The following is a 20,341-nucleotide window of genomic DNA, read 5'->3' as shown; positions in this document are numbered from 1 at the left end:
TGTTTTTTAATAAGAACTGTAATAGTCGTGACCTGGTAGTCGTTTTGTTTTCTCACCATAACCGAATAAATTTTGCTCTGCTTCCGATTTTGGTAATTCTTTTATACTTAAATCTGTTTTCTTTAAAGACTTAGATGTAATGATAACCGATTCGTTTTGCTTTAAATCAACTTTGTAAGAACCATCTGCTGATTTATTTACAGAAATAGACTTTCCATCGATATAAAATTGTGGATTTTCAAAATCAACTTGAATGATACATGTATTGCCTTTCAGACTTTTTACAGATACAAATTCTGTGTTTCCGTCAATCTTTTTAGCACTCACTAAAAAAGCACCTTGTGTTCTAAAATCGTGAAACGCCACGTCTTTCCATTTTTTCGGACTTGCAGGAAATACGCGGATTTTTCCGCCCCAACTTTGCAACATCATATCGTGTACGCTAGTGGCAAAGGATAGGGGACTTTCAATCACTGGATTGATTTTTCCTTCGGAATACATGGTAGTTGATGAAATATTTTTATGCTTAATTAAGAAATCGAGATAATAATAGGCTTTTTCGGCATCGCCTAAATGAGCATACATGGAAGACGCTCCAGTTGCCGTATAACCTGTTACTGGCATGGCTTTAATTTTTTTGCCACTATTAAACGTAACATCTAACCAATGGTCTAAAGACGTGCGTAGTAGTTTTTTGTCTTCTTCTTTTTCAGGTGTAATCACCATTAAAGGATAAAAAGCAAGTAGATGTGAATAATGTCTATGTGGATTGGCAAAAGGTCTATCTTTTCCGACCATAAGACCATTGTCATCAATTTGAAAATCCACTAAATTATCTAATACATGTTGCCATTCTTTTTTAAGCGGATCGTTTATGTGGTGCTTTTCATCAATATCGATAAGGGTTTGGCAACTCCAGCGTATTAAAGCTAATGTGAAATTAATATCTTGACCACGACCAGGTTTGTATTCTGGTGACCAACTGTATTTAATATGAATTTTGCCGTCTTCGGCATCTACAGGATTTTCTTTGATATAATTTAGGTAACTATTCACCGTCTTTTTTAAAATCGGAAATAGTTTATCTCGCATACGACTATCATCACCTGAAAATTGAAGATGCAACCAATAATCATTTAAAATCCATGCTAACATATCTGGCACTTTTGAACCGTTGTAAGCAATAAGGTCTTGTGGCATTAAAGCGGCAACAGCAGCACTATTTTTCCAATGCTTAGGCACATTGTCTTCAAGGTTTTTTGCATATTTATCAATGTTGTTGGGTAAGGATTCTCCAATAGACATTCTATTTGCGGTTAAATGTGTCCAATAGATGAGTTGCACATTTAAATCACCCCAAACCATTGGCCAAAATGTTCTGTTGTACCAAGGTCCCATTAAATCTAAAATCGGACCGTTGCCTCTAGACGCAGAACCTAGTTTATACATTTGTATCCAATAGAACGACTCTTTTTCAGCATCATTGATGGTTACGAAACTTAATGGGTAATATTCGTGCCACCATTTTTGATGGGTAGATATAAAGTTGTTGTCTTTAAAAAGTACTTCAGCTGCTTCTAAATTGTTAGTCACAATTTCTAATGAATTGTGCTCAGGGAAACTATGATGTACACTAGTTATTAATTGTTGTTTTCCGGAAGCATCTCCTGTTATTTTCCAACCTGTAGTGGTTTCACCTCTATTATCGTATAAAGGTTGGTAGCAGAAATTGTAGCCATTTTTCTCACTAAATGTTGGTTTGGGTGCCATTTCTAAAGTTACCGCTCTCATTTTATCCCAAGTGCCACCTTTTGGACCGCCTCCGCTTTTTAATACTTCATAAACTGGCGGAATAGGTTCTTCGGCATGCCAAGTAATTTCTACCGTTTCATCTTTTGTATTGGTTTCAAAATAGATGATATCATTGGCGCTATGCGTAAGGCCTTTTATTTTATAACTTCCTTTAGACGTTTTTATAGTACCTGTTAATTCGGCATTCCATAAATCTAAACGCATGTCAATACCTGTAATCTTTCCTTTAGATTTCAACTTAAAATGCCCCAATGGTAATCTGCTTCGTTTAATCCAAAGCATTTCATCAGCTTTAGTTTCTGCTTCTCTATGGTCGTAATAATCATGTCTACCAATATGCAACGAAATCACGTTGTCTTTTTCTTCTGGACTTTGATACAATAAAAAACCAACATTTCCATTTCCTGAATAAGGTGCGGTTTGCCATTTGTCTGGAACAATATCCCAAAGCATATCATGTTTGGATAAAAAGGATTCGTAATCGACTTTAAAATCGACATTTTGTCCATGCATTAGCTGCGTGAAGCAAAACATAAATAACAAATACGATAACGGCGATTTAATTAGTCTATATAAGTTCATTATTAAGGTATATAATATTAAATATAAAGATAGAATACTACCTTATAAGGTGTTTTCTCTATTCGTTCAAATGATTGCTGAATATAAGCATTGTTTATTCTACAGCTTTGAAATTGTGTTTTTTAAGAAATTCTATAGATAAATTCATGGTGTTATTAAAAATGTCATCGGTTTTTCTTTTGCGAAAATAAGAGCTGTTAAAAAAGCCATGACCTTTACCTTCAAAAGGAATTAATTCGCATGTATTTCCCATTTCAGTCATTAATTTGGTAAAGCGTTCTACGTTTTCAAAAGGAACGCTTTGGTCTGCGGTTCCATGGAATATTAATGTTGGTGAAATTTCTGTTTTCCTATCTTTTCCTACTTTTTCTATACCATAACCTTTTTCTGTTGTATCAATGACTGGGTTGAAAAGAATCATGGCATTTGGAATAGAACTAATTTTTAAATCTTCATCTGCTTCGTCAAAACCTTTAATAACACCAATACATGCTGCTACATGTCCACCTGCAGAGGCGCCAGAAGCTATAATTTTATTGGGATCAATTCCCAATTTATCAGCATGAGCTCTTAAAAAGCGTATAGCGGATTTACCATCTTTAATACATTCAAAAGGCGAAGCTTTGTGTTTGCCATGAACCCTGTATGCCGCAGAGATAGCTAGAAAGCCATGATCTGAAAAATATCTTGCTTGTTGGTAAAATTGCTTTGGGTGACCGCCAACCCAACCGCCTCCAAAAAAGAAAACTATTACAGGCCGTTGGTCTGAAGCTTTGTAATTTGAAGGTTTAAAAACATGCATGTTTAAGTTGCCTTGCGCTGTGGTTTTGTAGATTAAAGTACTGTCTGGGACAAAATTAACTTGACCTTTTACTATAAATGAAAAAGCGATTAAGAATGTCGTAAGAAGTATTTTAATACACGTCATAAAAAGTAAAGTAAAGGCTTGAAAGTTTCATTCAAGGGCATTTTTAATGCCATGTGATCTTAGCTTCTTTAGTTTCGGTATTCACCCAAACGGAAGCATGTTCGTATTCGCGCGTAAACTCCCAACCTGTCGTTGAGGTTCTATGATATGCACCTTTAGGAGCACCTAATGGTTTTTGCAATTCTGGATATTCCATTAAAGAGCCATGCGCCAATTGCCAACCCCAACCATATTGAAAATAAGAATAGGGTTGCGCACCTATTAAATAACAAGCGTGATAATATTCTAATTTCTCTTTAGAGAGTTTTGCAAAACGTTCATTTCTCTTTTTACCTTTATAATATGAAGGATTGGCGATCGCTATACTATCGTATTCGACACCAATTCTAAATATTGACATTTTTCCAGCTTTAGAAATTTTAAGCATGTCCTCCCAATCTGCAAGCAGTTTTTCTTTGGTTAACATCTTATCACCATAATGTTCAAACATATTGACATCTATAGACGGGAAAACGTATTGTGCCAATTTAGCATTTGCATTGTTACCGAGTACTATTTTATCAGGGCCTAGTTTTTCTTTTAGAGCTTTCATCATAGTTCCCATAGCTTTTTGAACGTCTTGAGCTTTATCGTGACGTAACCATGAAAAACCATGCATTTGATCTATAAACGCACCATCGGCGCCAGAAAATTGAACACCTTCAGCTACAGTATTTACCCACCATTCCCGAAAATCTGGATTTAAAACATCAAAATAAAAAACATTTTTTCGCTCTTCTAAGACTTTGGTTTCAGGGTTTTCTATTAAGAAGGCCTTTAGTTCTGGGTAGTTGTTAATGTTTTCTTTCGTGAAATTCTTGTTGTAAGAAGTGAAAGGCCAGGCATAAGCCGAATTAAAATAAAAAAGCACTTTCATATCTGGCTTTACCTTTTTAAAGGCTGCAACTTCATGTTTTGCGCCTAACTCTGCAGCTCCTAAATCCCCATGACCATGTGATTTTTCAATACAAATAAAGTCTGTTCGTTCTGCAATAAATTCGACTTCTTCTGGATGTAAAACGCGTTTTGGATCCCCAAACATATAATACATTGGTGTAGTTTCCCAACTAAATTTCGGATAAAATGATTTTGTTTCAAAAGTATTACCGTCACTTATTTTATAAGGGATTTGAGGGGTTTTACAAGAACAAAACAATAGAATAGTAGAGAATACACTAATAATAGAAAGACTAAATTTCATGAAAATAGGATGGTTAATTCTTAGATTTTTTACGTTTCGGTTTTGTTTTCCAAAGCACAATTTTATCCACATCATTTTCAGCAAATTCGCCCTTGGTACTTCTTCCTGTTTTAATATCTAATTCTAATTGCTTTAAAAGTTGTTCTGCAATTTCAGGACGTTTTTCATATAAATTTTCAGTTTCGGCAGGATCATTTTCCATGTCATAGAGTTGTGCAATAGGCATGTCTGAAGCTTCTCTTTCTCTTGGCGACGACCAACCTCCAGATCCTTTAGCGAGTAACAATTTCCATTTTCCTAAGCGATAAGCAAAATGACCACTAATGGAATGGTGTATGACTCCAGCTCGCGTGCTATTGATGTCTTCGCCATGTAAAGCAGGTAAGATACTGACACTGTCTTCTCCACTTTTACTAGGAACAGCCATATTAGTAATTTCAGAAAATGTAGCATAAATATCCGTCAAACAAATTAACTCATCACTTGTAGAGTTAGGTTTAACCTCATTCGGCCATTTTACAATAAAAGGCACACGATGACCTCCGTCCCATAAATCGGACTTTGAACCACGATAGCCTGCGCTTACGATATGACCTTTTTCAGCAAGTCCTTCTATATTTGCCGCTTTAGACGTACCGTTATCGCTGGTGAATATAACCAATGTGTTTTCAGATAATCCATTTGCTTTTAGCGCTTCAGTTATAGCACCCACAGTGGCATCTGTTTGCATTACAAAATCGGCATAATCTCCAAGTCCACTTTTACCTTGCCATTCTTTTGAAGGTACTATAGGTGTATGTGGAGACCCTAAAGGCACATATAAGAAAAATGGTTTTCCGTCTTTATTCTTTGCCTGATCAGTTATGTATTTTACAGATTGATTTGTTAATCGTGGTAGCATGTTAATTTCATCATCATAAAGCACAACTTTATCATTTACAATCACCGCTTTCATGTCTTTAGCATGGTGGAATCCATGATAATAATCAAAACCACGATGTATAGGACCATCAGGTATGGTAGATCCAATAGGAGGTAAGTGTTTTTTAGATTTTTTAGCGATAGGTGTATTTGAAATCGAATCTACATACTGAAAGTTAAGATGCCATTTTCCTATAATTGCCGTATGATAGCCTTGGTCTTTAAGGAAATTCGCAATTGTTGGACGGTCTTCTGCAATTAGGTTAGGGGCAAAGCCTTGAACAACTCCACTTTGTAGTTTTGAACGCCAACTATAACGTCCTGTCATAATACCATAACGTGTTGGTGTACATACTGCAGAGCCAGAATGGGCATCTGTAAATGTCATGCCTTCTTTAGTCAGTTGATCGATGTGAGGTGTTTTTATTTTACTCGTTTCTGGTGCTAAACTTTGTACATCACCATAGCCTAAATCATCACATACAATAAAAACTATATTAGGTTTTTTAGATTTTTTTTGAGCGCTAGACGACCATGTAAACAGGCCAAGACATATTAAGACTAGGCAGGTCGTGTTTATTTTTAATTTGTTCATTTTATTAATGTATTAGTGTCGTTTTTAATTGAATTATGATCTAAATAGTATTCCGTTTATTTTAAATGAGAGATGAAATAATCTACAGTTGTATTAATTATGTCTTCTCGTGTTGGGTTAATATCTGCACCTACTTTTCGCCAATTATGACCTGCATTTTTAACGATGACTGTTGTTACAGGTGCTCCAATTTGAGTTGCTTTTTCTTTCATGTAATAGGCATGCTTTACAGGTATTGTGGTGTCTTTGTCGCCTTGAATCATTAATAGCGGAGCGCTGTTTTTATGTAAATAATTAATAGGACTCATTTCTCTATAAAGCGCTAGTTTTTCCTTTGGTTTGGTGTTTGGTTTTGTTATTCTAAGACCAAATCTATCTTTTGAAACCGAACTATCATCATGATTAAACAAACTTATATCTTCGAAATCGCAAGGACCGTACCAAGATACTCCAGCGACCATTTTATAGGTGTATGACGCTAAACTAGGATCGCCAATTAGCGTTTCTGGCGCACTTAATAGTAGCATTTGAGCTATTTGACCTCCAGCAGAATCCCCAAAAGAGAAAAGTCGATTGGGATCTATTCCTAATGTCTCATTATGTTTAGATAGATAACGCATGGCATCTTTACTATCTATTACGCAATCTCTCATAGATGTTTCTCCTCCGTTTTCCCATAGTCTATAACTTACAGATACCACGCAAAAGCCTTTTTCTAAAAGCGCTGTATGCACCGTATTAAAAGACGCATTGGCCGCACCATGTCTGCTTCCTGCAGTCCAACCGCCACCATGTGTGTAAATGACTACAGGTAACTTTTGATCTACTTTTCTGTCTTTTGGATAGTAAATATCAAGATATAAATTTTCTTCTTTGGTTTGTTTGTATAAAACGTTCAATTTTCTTTCACCTCCTGTGTTTAAATAGGGGATTTGAAGTGCTGAGAATTCTTCATAACTCACCTGATTGTCGGCATTCTTATCCAATCGTTTTAATGGTTTCCATCTACGTTTGTTTTCATGTTCTGAAAATTGACCATCCTTGTTTGTATCTAATTTAGCCCAATTTTTTTTGATGTACATCTCACGATATGCTCCGTTTGATTGATCATCGGTTTGGGAACTTCCAATTATATAAAATAAAATCACAAATGATACTGCTAATACAATCTTCAATCTTACTTTCATCGTTCTTTGTTAGTGTTTTGTTTTTTTAGATACCGAATAATCTGCAGCATCTAAAGAGGTCATGGGATCATTGTTTTTATCCATTTCAACCTCTAATAAATGCGTCATTTCAATTACTTTGTTGCTGTATTCTGGGTTGTTTGCCAAATCATTCATTTCAAATTCATCCTCTAAAAGGTTGAACAGTTTTTTCTTTTTAATTTTTGGGTAAACAATTAATTTCAAATGCTCTTTAATAAGCATGCGTTGTGTTCCCAAATAAGCACTATAAATACTTTCATAAGGGTTGTTCTTATCATTTTTAAGTAATGGAAGTACACTTTGAAAGGTGACATATTCTGGTTTTGTAATTGACGCTAGCTCTAAAGACGTTGCCATCGCATCTTGAAGATAAATAGGCGTCTCTATTTTATGATCTGCTTTTATACCTGGTCCGGAAATAATAAACGGCGCACGAACAGAATGCTCATACATATTTTGTTTACCAACTAAGCCATGATGTCCAACAGCCAAACCATGATCTGATGTGAAAATAATAATGGTGCTTTCTGCTTTTCCTGATGCTTCAAGCGCCTCTAAAATGCGACCGATTTGTGCATCCATGTGTGTAATACTGGCATAATATTCTTGTCGGTGTACTTTTATAGCATAAGGAGTTCTAGGGAATGGCGCTAATCGTTCATCTCTAATTTTAGGTACGGCATTTTCTCCCATATCTGGATAAAAATCTTGATAATTTTCAGGAAGTTTGATGCTATCTAAAGCATACTTATCTATATATTCTTTCGGTGCTTGTCTTGGATCGTGTGGTGCATTAAAAGCCAAGTACATAAAAAAAGGCTTGTCGTCTTGTTTGGCATTTTCGAGAAATGCAACACCATCATCGGCTAAAACTTCACTCCAATGTGTTCCACCTTGCCAAAAACCACCGTTTTTTGTATCCCATGGTAACCAAGCTGTGTCTAAATCTTCGCCTTCAATGGGTCTGTTATACGCTGTTTTAACACTTTTAGGCATTCCAGCTCTAACATTTTTAACGACATTAAACACCGAGTTTACGGGAATTGGCACATGCCATTTTCCGCTCATATAGGTGGTATAACCGGCTTCTTGCATCAATTCTGGCCAAGAACGTTTCTTTCTAGCTTTAATATCTTTAATGGTGTTTTGCGCATTCCAAACACTAGCACCACTAATGATCATAGATCTACTCGCAATACATACAGCTCCTGCCCAAGAACCTTGATTGTAAGCATGTGTAAACGTTGTACCGCTTTTGGTTAACTTATCTAAATTGGGTGTTTCTACAATGGTTTGTCCGTTTGCGCCTATGGTTTCAAAAGTTTGATCGTCTGAAAAAATGAATAAAATATTCGGCTTTTCATTCTGAGCATATATATTGAGACCAAAGAGTAATACAAAAAATGTTAGGCTATTTTTCATTTTTAAATTAGTCTTTAAACGCAAAATTTGCTTGAGGCCATTCACCAGGAATAGCATCGTTTTCTTGAATTTTTCCAGGTGTACTTCTGCCGTCCTTTATTTGTTGAATTAATATATCTTTTAATTCTTTAACCTTTTCCGGGAATTGCTCTGCAACATTATTCTTCTCTTTAACGTCCTTTTTTAAATTGTATAGAATTTCTTCAGCTGAAACACCTTTGTGTTTTTTTGTTTCTCCAGACGCCATAATACCTGAGTTTGGCGATACAATTAATTTCCAGTCTCCTTTTCTAATAGCGAAAACACCGTATTTGTCATGATGAATAGTAGCATCTCTTAAATAGGTGCCTTCATTGGTTAATAAAGGCATCATGCTAAAACTATCTTCAGCTTCATTATCCTTAAAATCATAACCTATAATATCTGCACATGTTGCGATAAAGTCTGTTGTACATATTGTGACATCAGAAACTGAATTTGGTTTAATTTTATCTGGCCATTTTACTAAAAATGGAACGCGATGACCACCTTCTAAATAACTTCCTTTGTAGCCACTATACACGTAACTTGGACTGTGTTTTTCTTTTCTTAAGGTTTTTAAATCGTTGGTAGTTGCAAAACCATTATCACTTGCAAAAACAACTATTGTGTTTTCGTCGATGCCTTGTGCTTTTAGCGTTTCAAAAATAGTGCCCATTAAATCATCAATCATGATTACAAAATCGGCATAAGGACTTTTGATTTCACTTTGCCCTTTCCATGGTGCAATTGGTAATACTGGATTGTGAGGAGAAGGTAAGGGAATGTACATAAAAAACGGTTGGTCTTTATTGGCGTTTTCCTTAATGAATGAAATCGATTTATTTACGACGTTTGGTAGGACGTCTTCATGTTTAAAATCGTCTGCAATGTCTCCTCTTATCCAAGTGGCATATGGTGATTGTTTTTTTGTTTGAGCGGAAATGCCTGTTGGTACCATGGTTGCCTTATTATTTTCGATATAGACAAAAGGCGGCATGTTTAAGGATGCTGAAATCATAAAGGAATAATCAAATCCCATATCATTTGGTCCAAATTTTAAGGGCTGACTATAATCAATTTCCTTGAAATTTAAACGATCTGATTTGTCTGAAAAATGATCAAACTCTGGGCTGTTGTTTTTCATGGTCCAGTTTAAGCCTAAATGCCATTTACCAATGTTTGCTGTTTTATAACCCTTATCTTTTAGCATTTGTGCAACTGTTAATCTGCCTTTCTGAATTAAACTCGGCGAGTTTCCCCAAGTCACAAATTCTTTTAATGGTGTGCGCCAATTGTAACGTCCGGTTAAAATGCCGTAGCGTGTTGGAGTACATACCGCAGAAGAGGTATGCGCATCGGTAAATCGCATGCCTTCTTTAGCCATTTGATCTAAATGAGGAGTCTGAATTTTACTGTTTTCATTATAAATGCTTAAATCACCAATACCTAAATCATCCGCCAAAATATAAATAATGTTTGGTTGTTTAGGTTTAGGTTGTTCTGTTGGCTTGTTATGGTCAAAACTTGTGAGTACAAATAATGATGCCAATAACAGGCCACTGATAACAAGAATTTGAATGGTTTTAGTTTTCATAATTGTGTTTTAAAGTCACTTCAATAACATAACCTAAGGCATCTTTAGGGATATCTGTTACTGTAGTTTGTAAGCCGTTTTCATTTTGATCCCAACTAAGGGATTTTTCGCTTCCTAATAGTTTTACCTCTTCAATTTCTCCTTCATCTTTTTTTAGCGATTTTATTAGAATATCTCCTTCTGTATTAGTGAGTGAAATAGCGTAAACTTTATTTTCTTTAGTTGTGAACCAAAAATCTTTAGACGTGAAATCTCTTTTAAAACCTTTAGCCGCTCTATGACCTGTACCATCTAATAAGGTTTCCTCTTGACCTTCGTTTGGTGTTTTCCAACGCGATGTTCCATAGACTGCATCTGCATTTTTATGAATCCATTTTCCCATCTCACGTAGGTTTTCTGCACTAGTTTCGGGTACGTGTCCTTTTCCATCAGGACCAATATTCAATAAATAATTTCCACCTTTAGATAGGATGTCTACAAAGTAGTAGAGTAGTTCTTTAGGGCTTTTCCAATCGTCATCATAAGATTTATAACCCCAAGAATTGTTAGTTGTCCCACAGGTTTCCCAATATTTTTCTAATTTTTCTGAAGCCGAAGGGATCTTATTATCTCCTGCATCTAAATAATCTCCAAAGGCATAACCAACCCTTCGGTTGACTAACACGTTTGGATTGCTATCATAAACGAGTTTATAAAACTGAAAGGCTTGTGCTTCCGTAGTAAAACCTGTGCCATCAAACCAGATTAAACGTAGTTCAGGTAACATGGTTAATAGTTCTCTTATTTGTGGATAGGCTTTGTTTTGAAGATATGATACATGAGTGTTTTCACTTGGATCCCATAAATTCTTACCTGTTGGGTGTGTATAAATCCCTAAAGAATCGTTTACTTTTTTGATGTTCTTGTAATTCCCATCAGTGCCATCCATCCAATCATTACCATGAGAATAGTACACACCAAAATCTATACCTTCTTCTAAACAGGCATTGTAAAGCTCTTTTATGATGTCTGCTTTGTAAGGCGTGGCGTCAACCATATCAAATTCAGAACTTTTTGAATCAAACAAGGCAAAACCATCATGATGTTTTGAAGTGATAACGATGTATTTCATACCAACATCCTTGGCCAATTTTACCACATTTTGCGCAAAGGATTTATCTGGATTAAAGGTTTTGGCTAATGCTATATATTCCGCTCTAGGAATTTGAAAGGCATGCATTAACCATTCCGCTACTTTTGGTCCTGGATGCGGTGCATTGTTAATTTTAGTCCCTTTCCAAATACCTCCTGCTTGTGAATATAATCCCCAATGAATAAACATGCCGAGTTTGGCTTCTTTAAACCGTTGTAGCGCATCTTGTTTTTCCTTGGATTGGTGCATGGTTAACCATTCTTGATGGTACTTACCAGAACCAATAGGTTTTTTATAATACGGAATGACTCTTAGGCTATTAAAATCGGCATCAGTCGTTATAGAAAGTTTTTGTGCATCTGTATTTTTTAATGGAATTTTATGTTTGAATTCTGAAACTATGTCATTCGAATTGATACTATAGTTTTTCAACAAGGATGCCTCAAATGCTTGTTCGCCTATTTTTATTTTTACAGCTTCTTTATTTTTAAAGGATGCTTCAGTTGAAACCATTTGAAGGACATAATCAGACGGTTGTTTCACATTAAAATTCCAAGAAAACGTAGTTCCGTCTTGGTCTGCATCTGTTTGGTCTAAAACCACCCAATTATCAGTTTGGTTGAAACTCTCATTTTGAGATGCATTAGCTTTTTCTTTTGTTGTACAGCTATATTGCACCACTATTAAGGCTATAAATAGTGAACAAATAATTGCGGTATGGATTTTTAATCGCTTCATGATTATAACGATTCTATAATATCGTTTAAGCTTACACCTAAAGAGGCTTTTGCAATGGTATTTAATTCGTGTTCATCGCCTTTTAAATGCATAGTAGTTTGAATATGCACCATGGTTTCATTCGGTTTTAAGGCTGCTGCTGGTGATGAGGTTTCTAACTCATAAAATGGTCCCATTGGCGGAACGCCTGGTTCTGGTGATCCGTCATTATAGGCATTTATAAGATCGCCTGCATAAGGTTCTTCTTGGTATTCCCATGCCGAATTAACATAACCATGTGGTGCTTCTTGTGCATTATAAGTCACCAAAGTCAAAACTTTTCCTATGGCATCATAACTTCCTGCAATACCTTTTGCGCGTTTTGAGTTAACTCCAATTTTACTGCGTTTTGTGCCATCACCTTTAAAGAATAAAACATCGTTTTTAACTTCTAAATAGTCGTTAGGCACCTTACCAAAATAGGTGTCATTTACTTTTTGTCCTAAAGCGGTTTCTTCACCAGCTTTAAAAGGGATAACCATAATGGTTTCTGGTGATGGCTTATACATTCCTAAAATCCATATAGAAGGCAAACCCGTCTCAGGTATCCATGGTTGATTACCAATATTTGTAATTTGATTATGGGTTTGATAGCCTACAAACTCAATGTTTTCGGAAAACTGTATTCTAAGACTGTTTTCAATGGATGCTTTATTTAAAATAGAAATGGAACGTCCAATACCCATTTTAAAAATGGTTCCACTTTTATTTATAAGTTCGCAATGGTGTTCAAACGTCGCTGAATGATCTGTATGAGAAACCAACGTAAAAGCCTCTGTATCTATAACAGCAGGTGTTTTCCAATTTGAGAATTCAAAATCGTCTTCTGGCTTAAAAAAGAGTGAAAACTGTCCACCTTCAGGACCTAACCAAAAGCGTTCTTCGCCTCCAAATACATAAATCTGATTTTCTAAGCGCCCTTTACGTTCTTCTTCCGTAAGAAAACCAGCTTCAATGACCTTTTTGTTAATCCACCCAAAGCTAGCGCCTTCTGATACGTTGGTTGTACTAGTCATTATACGACCTTGAAATTGTGGTGCAATAGCTAATGCACTTTCGCCTTCTTGTAACACAATGATGTTGGTATGCGCTTTTAGAAAGTTAAGATCTTTAGAAAATTCGTTTGCTTTTTTCATAGTGTTAGTCGTCGCTAGAATAGGTATGTAGGATTGGAAAACGTTTTAATTATTAGGTGCTTTTCTTTGATACTTTATAAATAAGATGTTTGCCTACTGTTATAGGCATTGATTATAAAAGAAAACAGGAAGCACAAGCCACAGCTTAACACTATTTTTCATGATTCCCATTATTATCTTCAACACTTACTTTATTTAACTTTATGAAACTCACCTTTTACCATAAAACGATTTTCATCAATTAGGATGATACCATATTCTATGGCTTCTTTAGGAACCGTAAACGTGTATTCTAAATTATTTTTTCCAGCGTCTACAGGTATTCTTATATACGTAGATTTCACTTTACTTTTCTTGCCTTTTTTTCTTGCTTTAGCCTTATCTGATATTTTTACAAGTGCATAACTTTCAACTACATTAGAGTTTCCTTTTTCTAAAGTAATGGCAACTTTACGAGATGCAGCATCAAAAACATCTTTAGTGATAACTGGAATAGCAGCTACATCTTCTTCATTTTTAAATTTTGAAGGCTCTTTATAAGGCAATTTAGCATCGTAATCTTTAAGATATTTTTCTAATTTTTCAGCAAGCGCTTTAGTGATTTCTGGTTCTTGTTTAGCGATATCGAACTTTTCTTCTAAATCATGTCGTTTTCCATCTTTATATAAACGATGCAACACATAATTACCTGTTATAAAGTTTTTGTACAATTTATAGTCTCCAGATCTTATAGCGGACTGGTTTTTAGTCTCGTCACCATAAGGATAGTGCCACCATAAATCTTCTCTAGGTTTTCCATCTTTATTTAAGACTTCCTTTTCATTCTTTAATAAGACATTTGAAATATCTAACCCATCTAAATCAGAACTATATTTAGAAGGTATTTTACTATTGGTAAGGCTTAAAATTGTAGGATAATAATCTAACTGATTGATTAAAACATCTTTTGTTTCTCCTTTTGGAATATTTGGTCCTGATATAAGCATTGGCACTCTAATGCCGCCTTCTTCCGTATATTTTTTACCCTTATCTAAAGGCGCATTATCAGACATTATTTCTGTTCTGCGTTGTTCTGCACCTCCATTATCCGATGAAAAAATAATGTAAGTAGTCTCGTATAATTTTTTACCCGGATTTCTAGGGTCGTCTGTTTTCTTTAATAAATCGACTACACGTCCTAAGCTCCAATCTAAAGTTGTTACCATGGCTCCGAAATAAGGGTTGTTTTGCCCTTTTGCAGTCATTGGTACATCTTCTGTAGGGAAGTCCATGCCTAATTTATCGCAATAGTACTGTAATAATTCACGGTTCTTAGTGTGAATGGGGTAATGTACCATCCAATGAGCTAGGTATAAAAAGAAAGGTTCTTCCTTATTGTTTTCAATGAATTGAAGTGCGTTTTCGGTCACGGCGTCCGTTGGATATGAAATACCATTAGGAGATGCTTCTGTAAAAGGAAAGTATTTTTCTTCGCTCAAACGGTATTTATCACCTTTGTCGTGCGTTGCAAAATAATTCACTCTGTTATTCGCACCCTTTGGTCCTTGATGTGCACCACGAGATTCGTGTGCAAAATCAAAACCTTGATTGGTTGATTTTTGAATCTGAAGGTGTCCTGCATGCCATTTTCCAACGTGTCCTGTTTTATAGCCATTCATTTTCAAAGCTTCAGCGATGGTGAAGTGTTCTGGCATTAATCCTTCAGGAAAATAAGGGCTAATATATTTTGAAGATTTATCTGCTTTAGGAACTTTTCCTCCAGTTACATTCGTTATTCCTGTTTTGGCAGGATGTAATCCACTTAATAGCGCAGCTCTTGAAGGTGCACAAGTAGGTGCAGGAGAATAGCCATTTGTGAAGTTAATGGCATCTTTTGCTAATGCTTTAATATTTGGGGTATCCCAAGCACAAGGTTCGTCTAAATCGTTTAATTCTACGTCTTGCCAGCCTAAATCATCAGCGTAAAATATAATGACATTAGGTTTTATTACATCAGATTTTTTCTGACTATTACCATAGTTAGAGAAAGAAAATGCCAATAATACAATGGCTAATAATGTTCTTTTATGTTTCATGATATAGGTTTAAAGCACATGTGATACTGTAATTTCAATCCAAACAGTACCACATTCAATGCTTCTTTTTTTAGTTGATTTTATGAAAGTCACTTTTTACCATAAAACGATTTTCATCGATTAAGATAACACCGTATTCTATGATGTCTTCAGGAATAGTAAACGTGTACTCTAAATTATTTTTGCTAGACTTTACTGGTATTTTTATTAAGGTTGAATCGTGTTTCCCTAACTTTCCTTTTTTGCCTTTTTTCTTTTTTAAATTTGCGTTTACAATTCTTACAAGCGCATAAGCTTCTATGACCTTAGATTTTCCTTTTTCTAAAGAAATGGTTACGCTTTGAGATTTTGCATCAAATGCGTCATTAGTAATAACAGGAATAGATGCTATGGCATCACCTTTAAATTTTGAAGGATCTTTATAAGGCATTTGTGCATTATAATCTTCTAAATATTTTTCTAATCTTGCTGATAAGTCTTTAACGATTTCTGGATTTTGTGCAGCAATATTATGCTTTTCTTCTAAGTCTTCGCGTTTTCCATTTTTATACAAACGGTATAACTCATAAGTACCAGGAATTAAATTTTTGTATAATTTGTAATCGCCATGTCTAAGTGCAGATTGCATCTGAGAATCTGTATTGTGAGGAAAATGCCACCATAAATCTTCTCTTTCATGTCCTGACGCATCTTTAACAGTATTATCATTATTTAATAACACCCCAGAAATATCTAAACCATCTAAATCTGAACTATACTTTTTAGGCACAGTACTGTTTGTAAGATTTAATATCGTTGGAAAAAAGTCTAATTGATTGATCAATACATCTTGTGTCTTTCCCTTAGGAATATGAGGACCAGTAATCACCATAGGGACTCTAATACCACCTTCTTGTGCATATTTTTTACCTTGATCTAAAGGGTAGTTATCTGTAACGATATCACCATTGGCTTTTTCTACACCTCCGTTATCCGAAGAAAAAATAATATAAGTGGTTTCAATTAGTTTTTTACCTGGATTTCTTGGATCGTCTGTTGTCTTTAATAAATCTACCACACGTCCTAAACTCCAATCTAAAGTCGTTACCATAGCTCCATAAAACGGGTTGGTTTGTCCACCTGTTTTAATCGGAATATCTTTGGTTGGCATTTCTACCCCTAATTTATCACTGTAGTATTGTAATAACTCCTTGTTCTTAGTATGAATAGGTGCATGTACCAACCAATGTGCTAAGTATAAAAAGAACGGCTCGTCTTTACTAGATTTAATAAACTCAAGTGCCTTTTCAGTTACCATATCCTTTGGATATGAAATACCGTTTGGAGATGATTTTGTAAACGGAGGATATTTTTCATCACTTAAACGGTAAGCATCTCCTTTATCATGGGTTGCAAAATTGTTGATACGGTTTTTTTCTCTTTTAGGCCCTTGGTGTGCGCCTCTAGATTCGTAAGCAAAATCGAAACCTTGATTGGTTGATTTTTGAATATCAAGAGCTCCTACATGCCATTTTCCTACATGTCCGGTTGTATAGCCATTCATTTTTAATGCTTCTGCAATGGTGAAGTTTTCAGGCATTAATCCTATAGGATAATACGGCGTCACATAATTAGAACGTTTAGTGGTTTTAGGTAAGGTGCCTCCACTCACATGTGTTACACCTGTTTTAGTTGGATGCAAACCAGAAAGCAGTGCAGCTCTAGATGGAGCACAAGTTGGAGCAGGAGAATAGCCATTGGTGAAATTGATACCTTCTTTTGCAAGTGCAACTATATTTGGTGTTTCCCAAGGTGTTGGCTCATCTAAATCATTGAGTTCTGTGTCTTGCCAACCTAAATCATCAACATAAAAGATAATAATATTAGGTTTTACTAGATCTTTCTTTTCTTGACTAATGGCATAGTTAGAAAAGCACAATAAAATTGTAAGTGATGTTAAAAGTGATTTCATTTTTTTATGTATAAATATTAAGGGTTCGTTTATTTCCAATCTAATTGGGCTGTTTTATTTTGTATATCTAAAGTAACGTCTAAATGTTCAAAAGATCTTGTGTAAATGTAGCCTTCACGTTTCGCATAGCCTTTTGGTGCGCCGAGTTTTTTCTCATACTGTGGAAATGTTTTAAGCCAAACCGCAGAACTCCCAACACCATAGCCATCATGTGGATAGACGTAGCTGTATTTTTCGGCACAAACCAGAAAAATAGACAATAGATAATCTAAGCGTTTTGTGAAATCTTCATTTATGTTTACTTTTTCTCTAGCATCATCAATACCAGCTACTGCATTTTTTAAGCCTTTACCAATTCCGAGAGACATAGCAATCACATTGCCTTCTCTAGCCGATTTTTGGACAGCATCAATGCCTTTTGCAAGGTAATCTTCATAAGTCATGCCAGAATTTCCACGTTCAAAACCTTCTAAGTATGAACCATCAAAGAATTTTAAATACTCTCTACCTGAATCTTCAAATTCAGAACGCACGCGAATGATATTGGCAATAAGTAAATTATCTTTTCCTATTTGAGTATCTAAATCTGCCATCATAGACATATAGCCTGTTTTTATGGCTTCTCGTTTTTCTTCACCAACACGACTGTTAAAAAAGAAAGGTACTAAAACTTTAATATTAGCATCTAAAAACACACCATCAATAAAAGGACTTTCGGTCACCTTACTTACATGGTTTAACCAATACTCACGAACATAGTCTTTTGAAATATCGAAGAATCCAGTTTTTCCATTAGGCATTAAGGCTTTTTCGCCTTTGGCGTTGACTAATAGGGCTTCAGGGTGTTGGTATAAAAAATCTTCATCTTCAGAATAACCTTTCCAATTGATGACCACATTTTTATAGTAAAGTATTTTGGCATCAGGATTTATTTTTTTTACAGCTTTAGCCGCTTTAATAGTGCCTTTTTCTGTGGATCCTGATGATTTACTTCCTGTTGTTTTTTCAAACGTTATTAAAGGAAATTTTGAAAGATAGGTAATCTCTTTTTTTGTAAAAGCCGTGGATTTACGCATGTGCATATATAAAGGCATTTTATCCCAAGAAAACTCAGGTAGTTTTTGTTTTACCACAGGCACCTCTTGTTTTTGCGCCGAACACGCACTTAAAGAAATGGCGAATAAAACCAATAAAAATGTCGTTTTAAAATGCATTATGACCTTTAGTTAATTTATTTAAGTTGTTATTCTGTGATTATTTTAAAACAAATAGCCGATTGATTTGGGATGTTTTTAAAATCATATGTGATAGCTAATCCATCTTTATTTCGGTTCCAGTGAATGGTTTCATCGCTGCCTAACAACTGTATATCTTTTATGTTTTTTTGTAAAAGTCCTTTTGTCTTTAGAACTTCAATTAAAATATCTTCTGTTGATGACGCTAAAACAAAAGCGTAAATATTTCCATCCTTTGTTGTAAAACGAATGTCTTTCTCAGAGAAATTCTTCAAGTTTTCACCTGCGCGTTTGGTAACGATTTCTAAAGGTCCTTCTCCAAAGGTTTTCCATGGTCTGGTGTTGTAAATACCTTCTTGGTTAATCTTTACAAAGTCTCCAAAATTAGTCAGCATTTGCTTTTGATTTTCAGGAATTGTACCATCTCCTTTTAAAGCAATATTAATCATCACTACACCATTTTTACTAATGGCATCTATCGCATTTCCTATTAAAACATCTAAAGACATTTTAGTAAATGAATCTTTTCTGTAAAACCAACTACCCGATAAATCGGTTGCCCAAATCCATGGGTGTTTCTGTTGTTCCCCAAACATCCCACGTTCTAAATTATAGGTAAATGCCGCTTTATTTTCTTTAGCATTTTTAAAAGATAACACAGTCGTTTGTTTGCCGTTGTTCTCTTTTAAGTCTCTATTTAAATAATCAGAAAATAGTTTCACGCCTAAACCTTTTCCTGTTTTTATAGACGGATAAGGCGAATCGTTATTAAACATGTCTGGATCGTATTTTTCTATTAAATCCCAAGAGCGTTTGTACCAATGCTCATTCCAGCTATCTTGACTGGCAAATTTAAAGGAGTCATAATCCATATTAAAAAAGTCCCATTCTGGTGTGCCCTCTTTTTGAAATTTCCTAGCCGTTCTAAAAAAGCGAGGCGACCAATATAAGTGTGTTGATACTCCAAATTTTAGATCGTGTTTGTAGGCTGCATCCTTCCATTCTCTAAGGATATCTTTTTTAGGACCCATTTTAACGGCATTCCAAGGGAAGAACGAATCATACATATCAAAATTATCATGATGTGTCGCCACTGGCATAATAAAACGCGCTCCATTGTCTTTAACGAATTTCACAATAGCATTGGCATCAAAGTTTTCTGCTTTAAAATCGGATATAAATTTCTCATAACCAAATTCTGAAGGGTGACCATAGCGTTCAGTATGCCATTTCGTTAATCTTACCGTTCTAAGTCTGTCAGGTTCATTTCGTGCATCATAATCTTCATCACCGTACATACGTCTTCCGTAGTGAGAACCATCTTCTATTCTGTTTTCATCAATTGAAGACGGAATTCCCCAATGCATCCAAACCCCTATTTTACCATCCTGAAACCATTCTGGTACCTGATAGTGCTCAGCCATAGATTCCCAATTAGCATCAATTGTTTTTTGAGTCGGTTTTGTTTGACCGAAAACACAATAAACGCTTAATGTTAAAAAAAGGGAGGTTGTAATTGTTTTTGTATACATCTGTTTCTATATTATCATAGATATACAAAGTAACCATTAACTAATTTAGTAACGCTTCTCTATTCTGTCATTTTGTTGCTGTAAAAATTCAAATACATATAGAACGCTTAGTCCTTAAAGGGTTTGGTTGATTTGAGAAAATTTAAAAACGAACTGAGCAAGTTGATTTATCTTATTTGA

At 35.2% G+C, this 20,341-nt stretch carries 13 protein-coding genes; all 13 read right to left on the bottom strand.

The window, feature by feature from the left end; translation table 11 throughout:
* Window positions 1-6: 6 nt before the first annotated feature.
* The 13 genes from VDP25_RS01845 to VDP25_RS01785 all read right to left on the bottom strand — a co-directional run bounded on the left by VDP25_RS01845 (window position 7) and on the right by VDP25_RS01785 (window position 20,161).
* Window positions 7-2,325: a glycosyl hydrolase family 95 catalytic domain-containing protein gene (locus tag VDP25_RS01845; RefSeq protein ID WP_334466139.1), complete on the bottom strand. Its 2,319-nt coding sequence runs from the start codon at window positions 2,323-2,325 to the stop codon at window positions 7-9.
* Between the two features lie 163 nt (window positions 2,326-2,488).
* Entirely contained in the window at window positions 2,489-3,322 is an 834-nt protein-coding gene (locus VDP25_RS01840; RefSeq protein WP_334466138.1) for an alpha/beta hydrolase, read from the bottom strand.
* A 43-nt stretch (window positions 3,323-3,365) separates the two neighbouring features.
* The gene (locus VDP25_RS01835; protein ID WP_334466136.1) at window positions 3,366-4,562 is read right to left on the bottom strand and encodes a putative glycoside hydrolase; all 1,197 of its coding nucleotides are present in this window, start codon (window positions 4,560-4,562) and stop codon (window positions 3,366-3,368) included.
* Window positions 4,563-4,575: 13 nt separating this feature from the next.
* Window positions 4,576-6,078, bottom strand: coding sequence for a sulfatase family protein (locus VDP25_RS01830; protein WP_334466134.1), 1,503 nt, complete (start codon window positions 6,076-6,078; stop codon window positions 4,576-4,578).
* A gap of 56 nt (window positions 6,079-6,134) precedes the next feature.
* Window positions 6,135-7,265 (bottom strand): alpha/beta hydrolase, encoded by a 1,131-nt coding sequence (locus tag VDP25_RS01825; RefSeq protein WP_334466131.1) that lies wholly within the window; start codon window positions 7,263-7,265, stop codon window positions 6,135-6,137.
* A gap of 9 nt (window positions 7,266-7,274) precedes the next feature.
* The gene (locus VDP25_RS01820) at window positions 7,275-8,708 is read right to left on the bottom strand and encodes a sulfatase-like hydrolase/transferase (RefSeq protein WP_334466128.1); all 1,434 of its coding nucleotides are present in this window, start codon (window positions 8,706-8,708) and stop codon (window positions 7,275-7,277) included.
* 7 nt (window positions 8,709-8,715) lie between these two features.
* Window positions 8,716-10,323, bottom strand: a complete 1,608-nt coding sequence (locus VDP25_RS01815; RefSeq protein ID WP_334466126.1) for a sulfatase family protein — start codon at window positions 10,321-10,323, stop codon at window positions 8,716-8,718.
* A complete protein-coding gene (locus VDP25_RS01810; protein ID WP_334466125.1) occupies window positions 10,313-12,193 on the bottom strand; it encodes an alpha-L-fucosidase in 1,881 nt (626 codons plus the stop codon). Before VDP25_RS01810 ends, VDP25_RS01815 begins: the two co-directional genes overlap by 11 nt.
* A gap of 2 nt (window positions 12,194-12,195) precedes the next feature.
* Complete coding sequence (locus VDP25_RS01805) at window positions 12,196-13,368, bottom strand: DUF6786 family protein (RefSeq protein WP_334466124.1); 1,173 nt, start codon at window positions 13,366-13,368, stop codon at window positions 12,196-12,198.
* A gap of 191 nt (window positions 13,369-13,559) precedes the next feature.
* Window positions 13,560-15,443 (bottom strand): sulfatase, encoded by a 1,884-nt coding sequence (locus VDP25_RS01800; protein WP_334466122.1) that lies wholly within the window; start codon window positions 15,441-15,443, stop codon window positions 13,560-13,562.
* Between the two features lie 70 nt (window positions 15,444-15,513).
* A complete protein-coding gene (locus tag VDP25_RS01795; RefSeq protein ID WP_334466120.1) occupies window positions 15,514-17,394 on the bottom strand; it encodes a sulfatase in 1,881 nt (626 codons plus the stop codon).
* Window positions 17,395-17,423: 29 nt separating this feature from the next.
* Window positions 17,424-18,608 (bottom strand): putative glycoside hydrolase, encoded by a 1,185-nt coding sequence (locus tag VDP25_RS01790; protein ID WP_334466118.1) that lies wholly within the window; start codon window positions 18,606-18,608, stop codon window positions 17,424-17,426.
* Window positions 18,609-18,637: 29 nt separating this feature from the next.
* Window positions 18,638-20,161, bottom strand: coding sequence for an alpha-L-fucosidase (locus VDP25_RS01785; RefSeq protein ID WP_334466116.1), 1,524 nt, complete (start codon window positions 20,159-20,161; stop codon window positions 18,638-18,640).
* Window positions 20,162-20,341 lie beyond the last annotated feature (180 nt).

The sequence above is a fragment of the Winogradskyella sp. ECml5-4 genome, from assembly GCF_036903175.1.
Lineage (GTDB): Bacteria > Bacteroidota > Bacteroidia > Flavobacteriales > Flavobacteriaceae > Winogradskyella > Winogradskyella damuponensis.
Note: the sequence above shows the minus strand (reverse complement) of the source record. Positions and strands in the feature narration are given on the sequence as shown.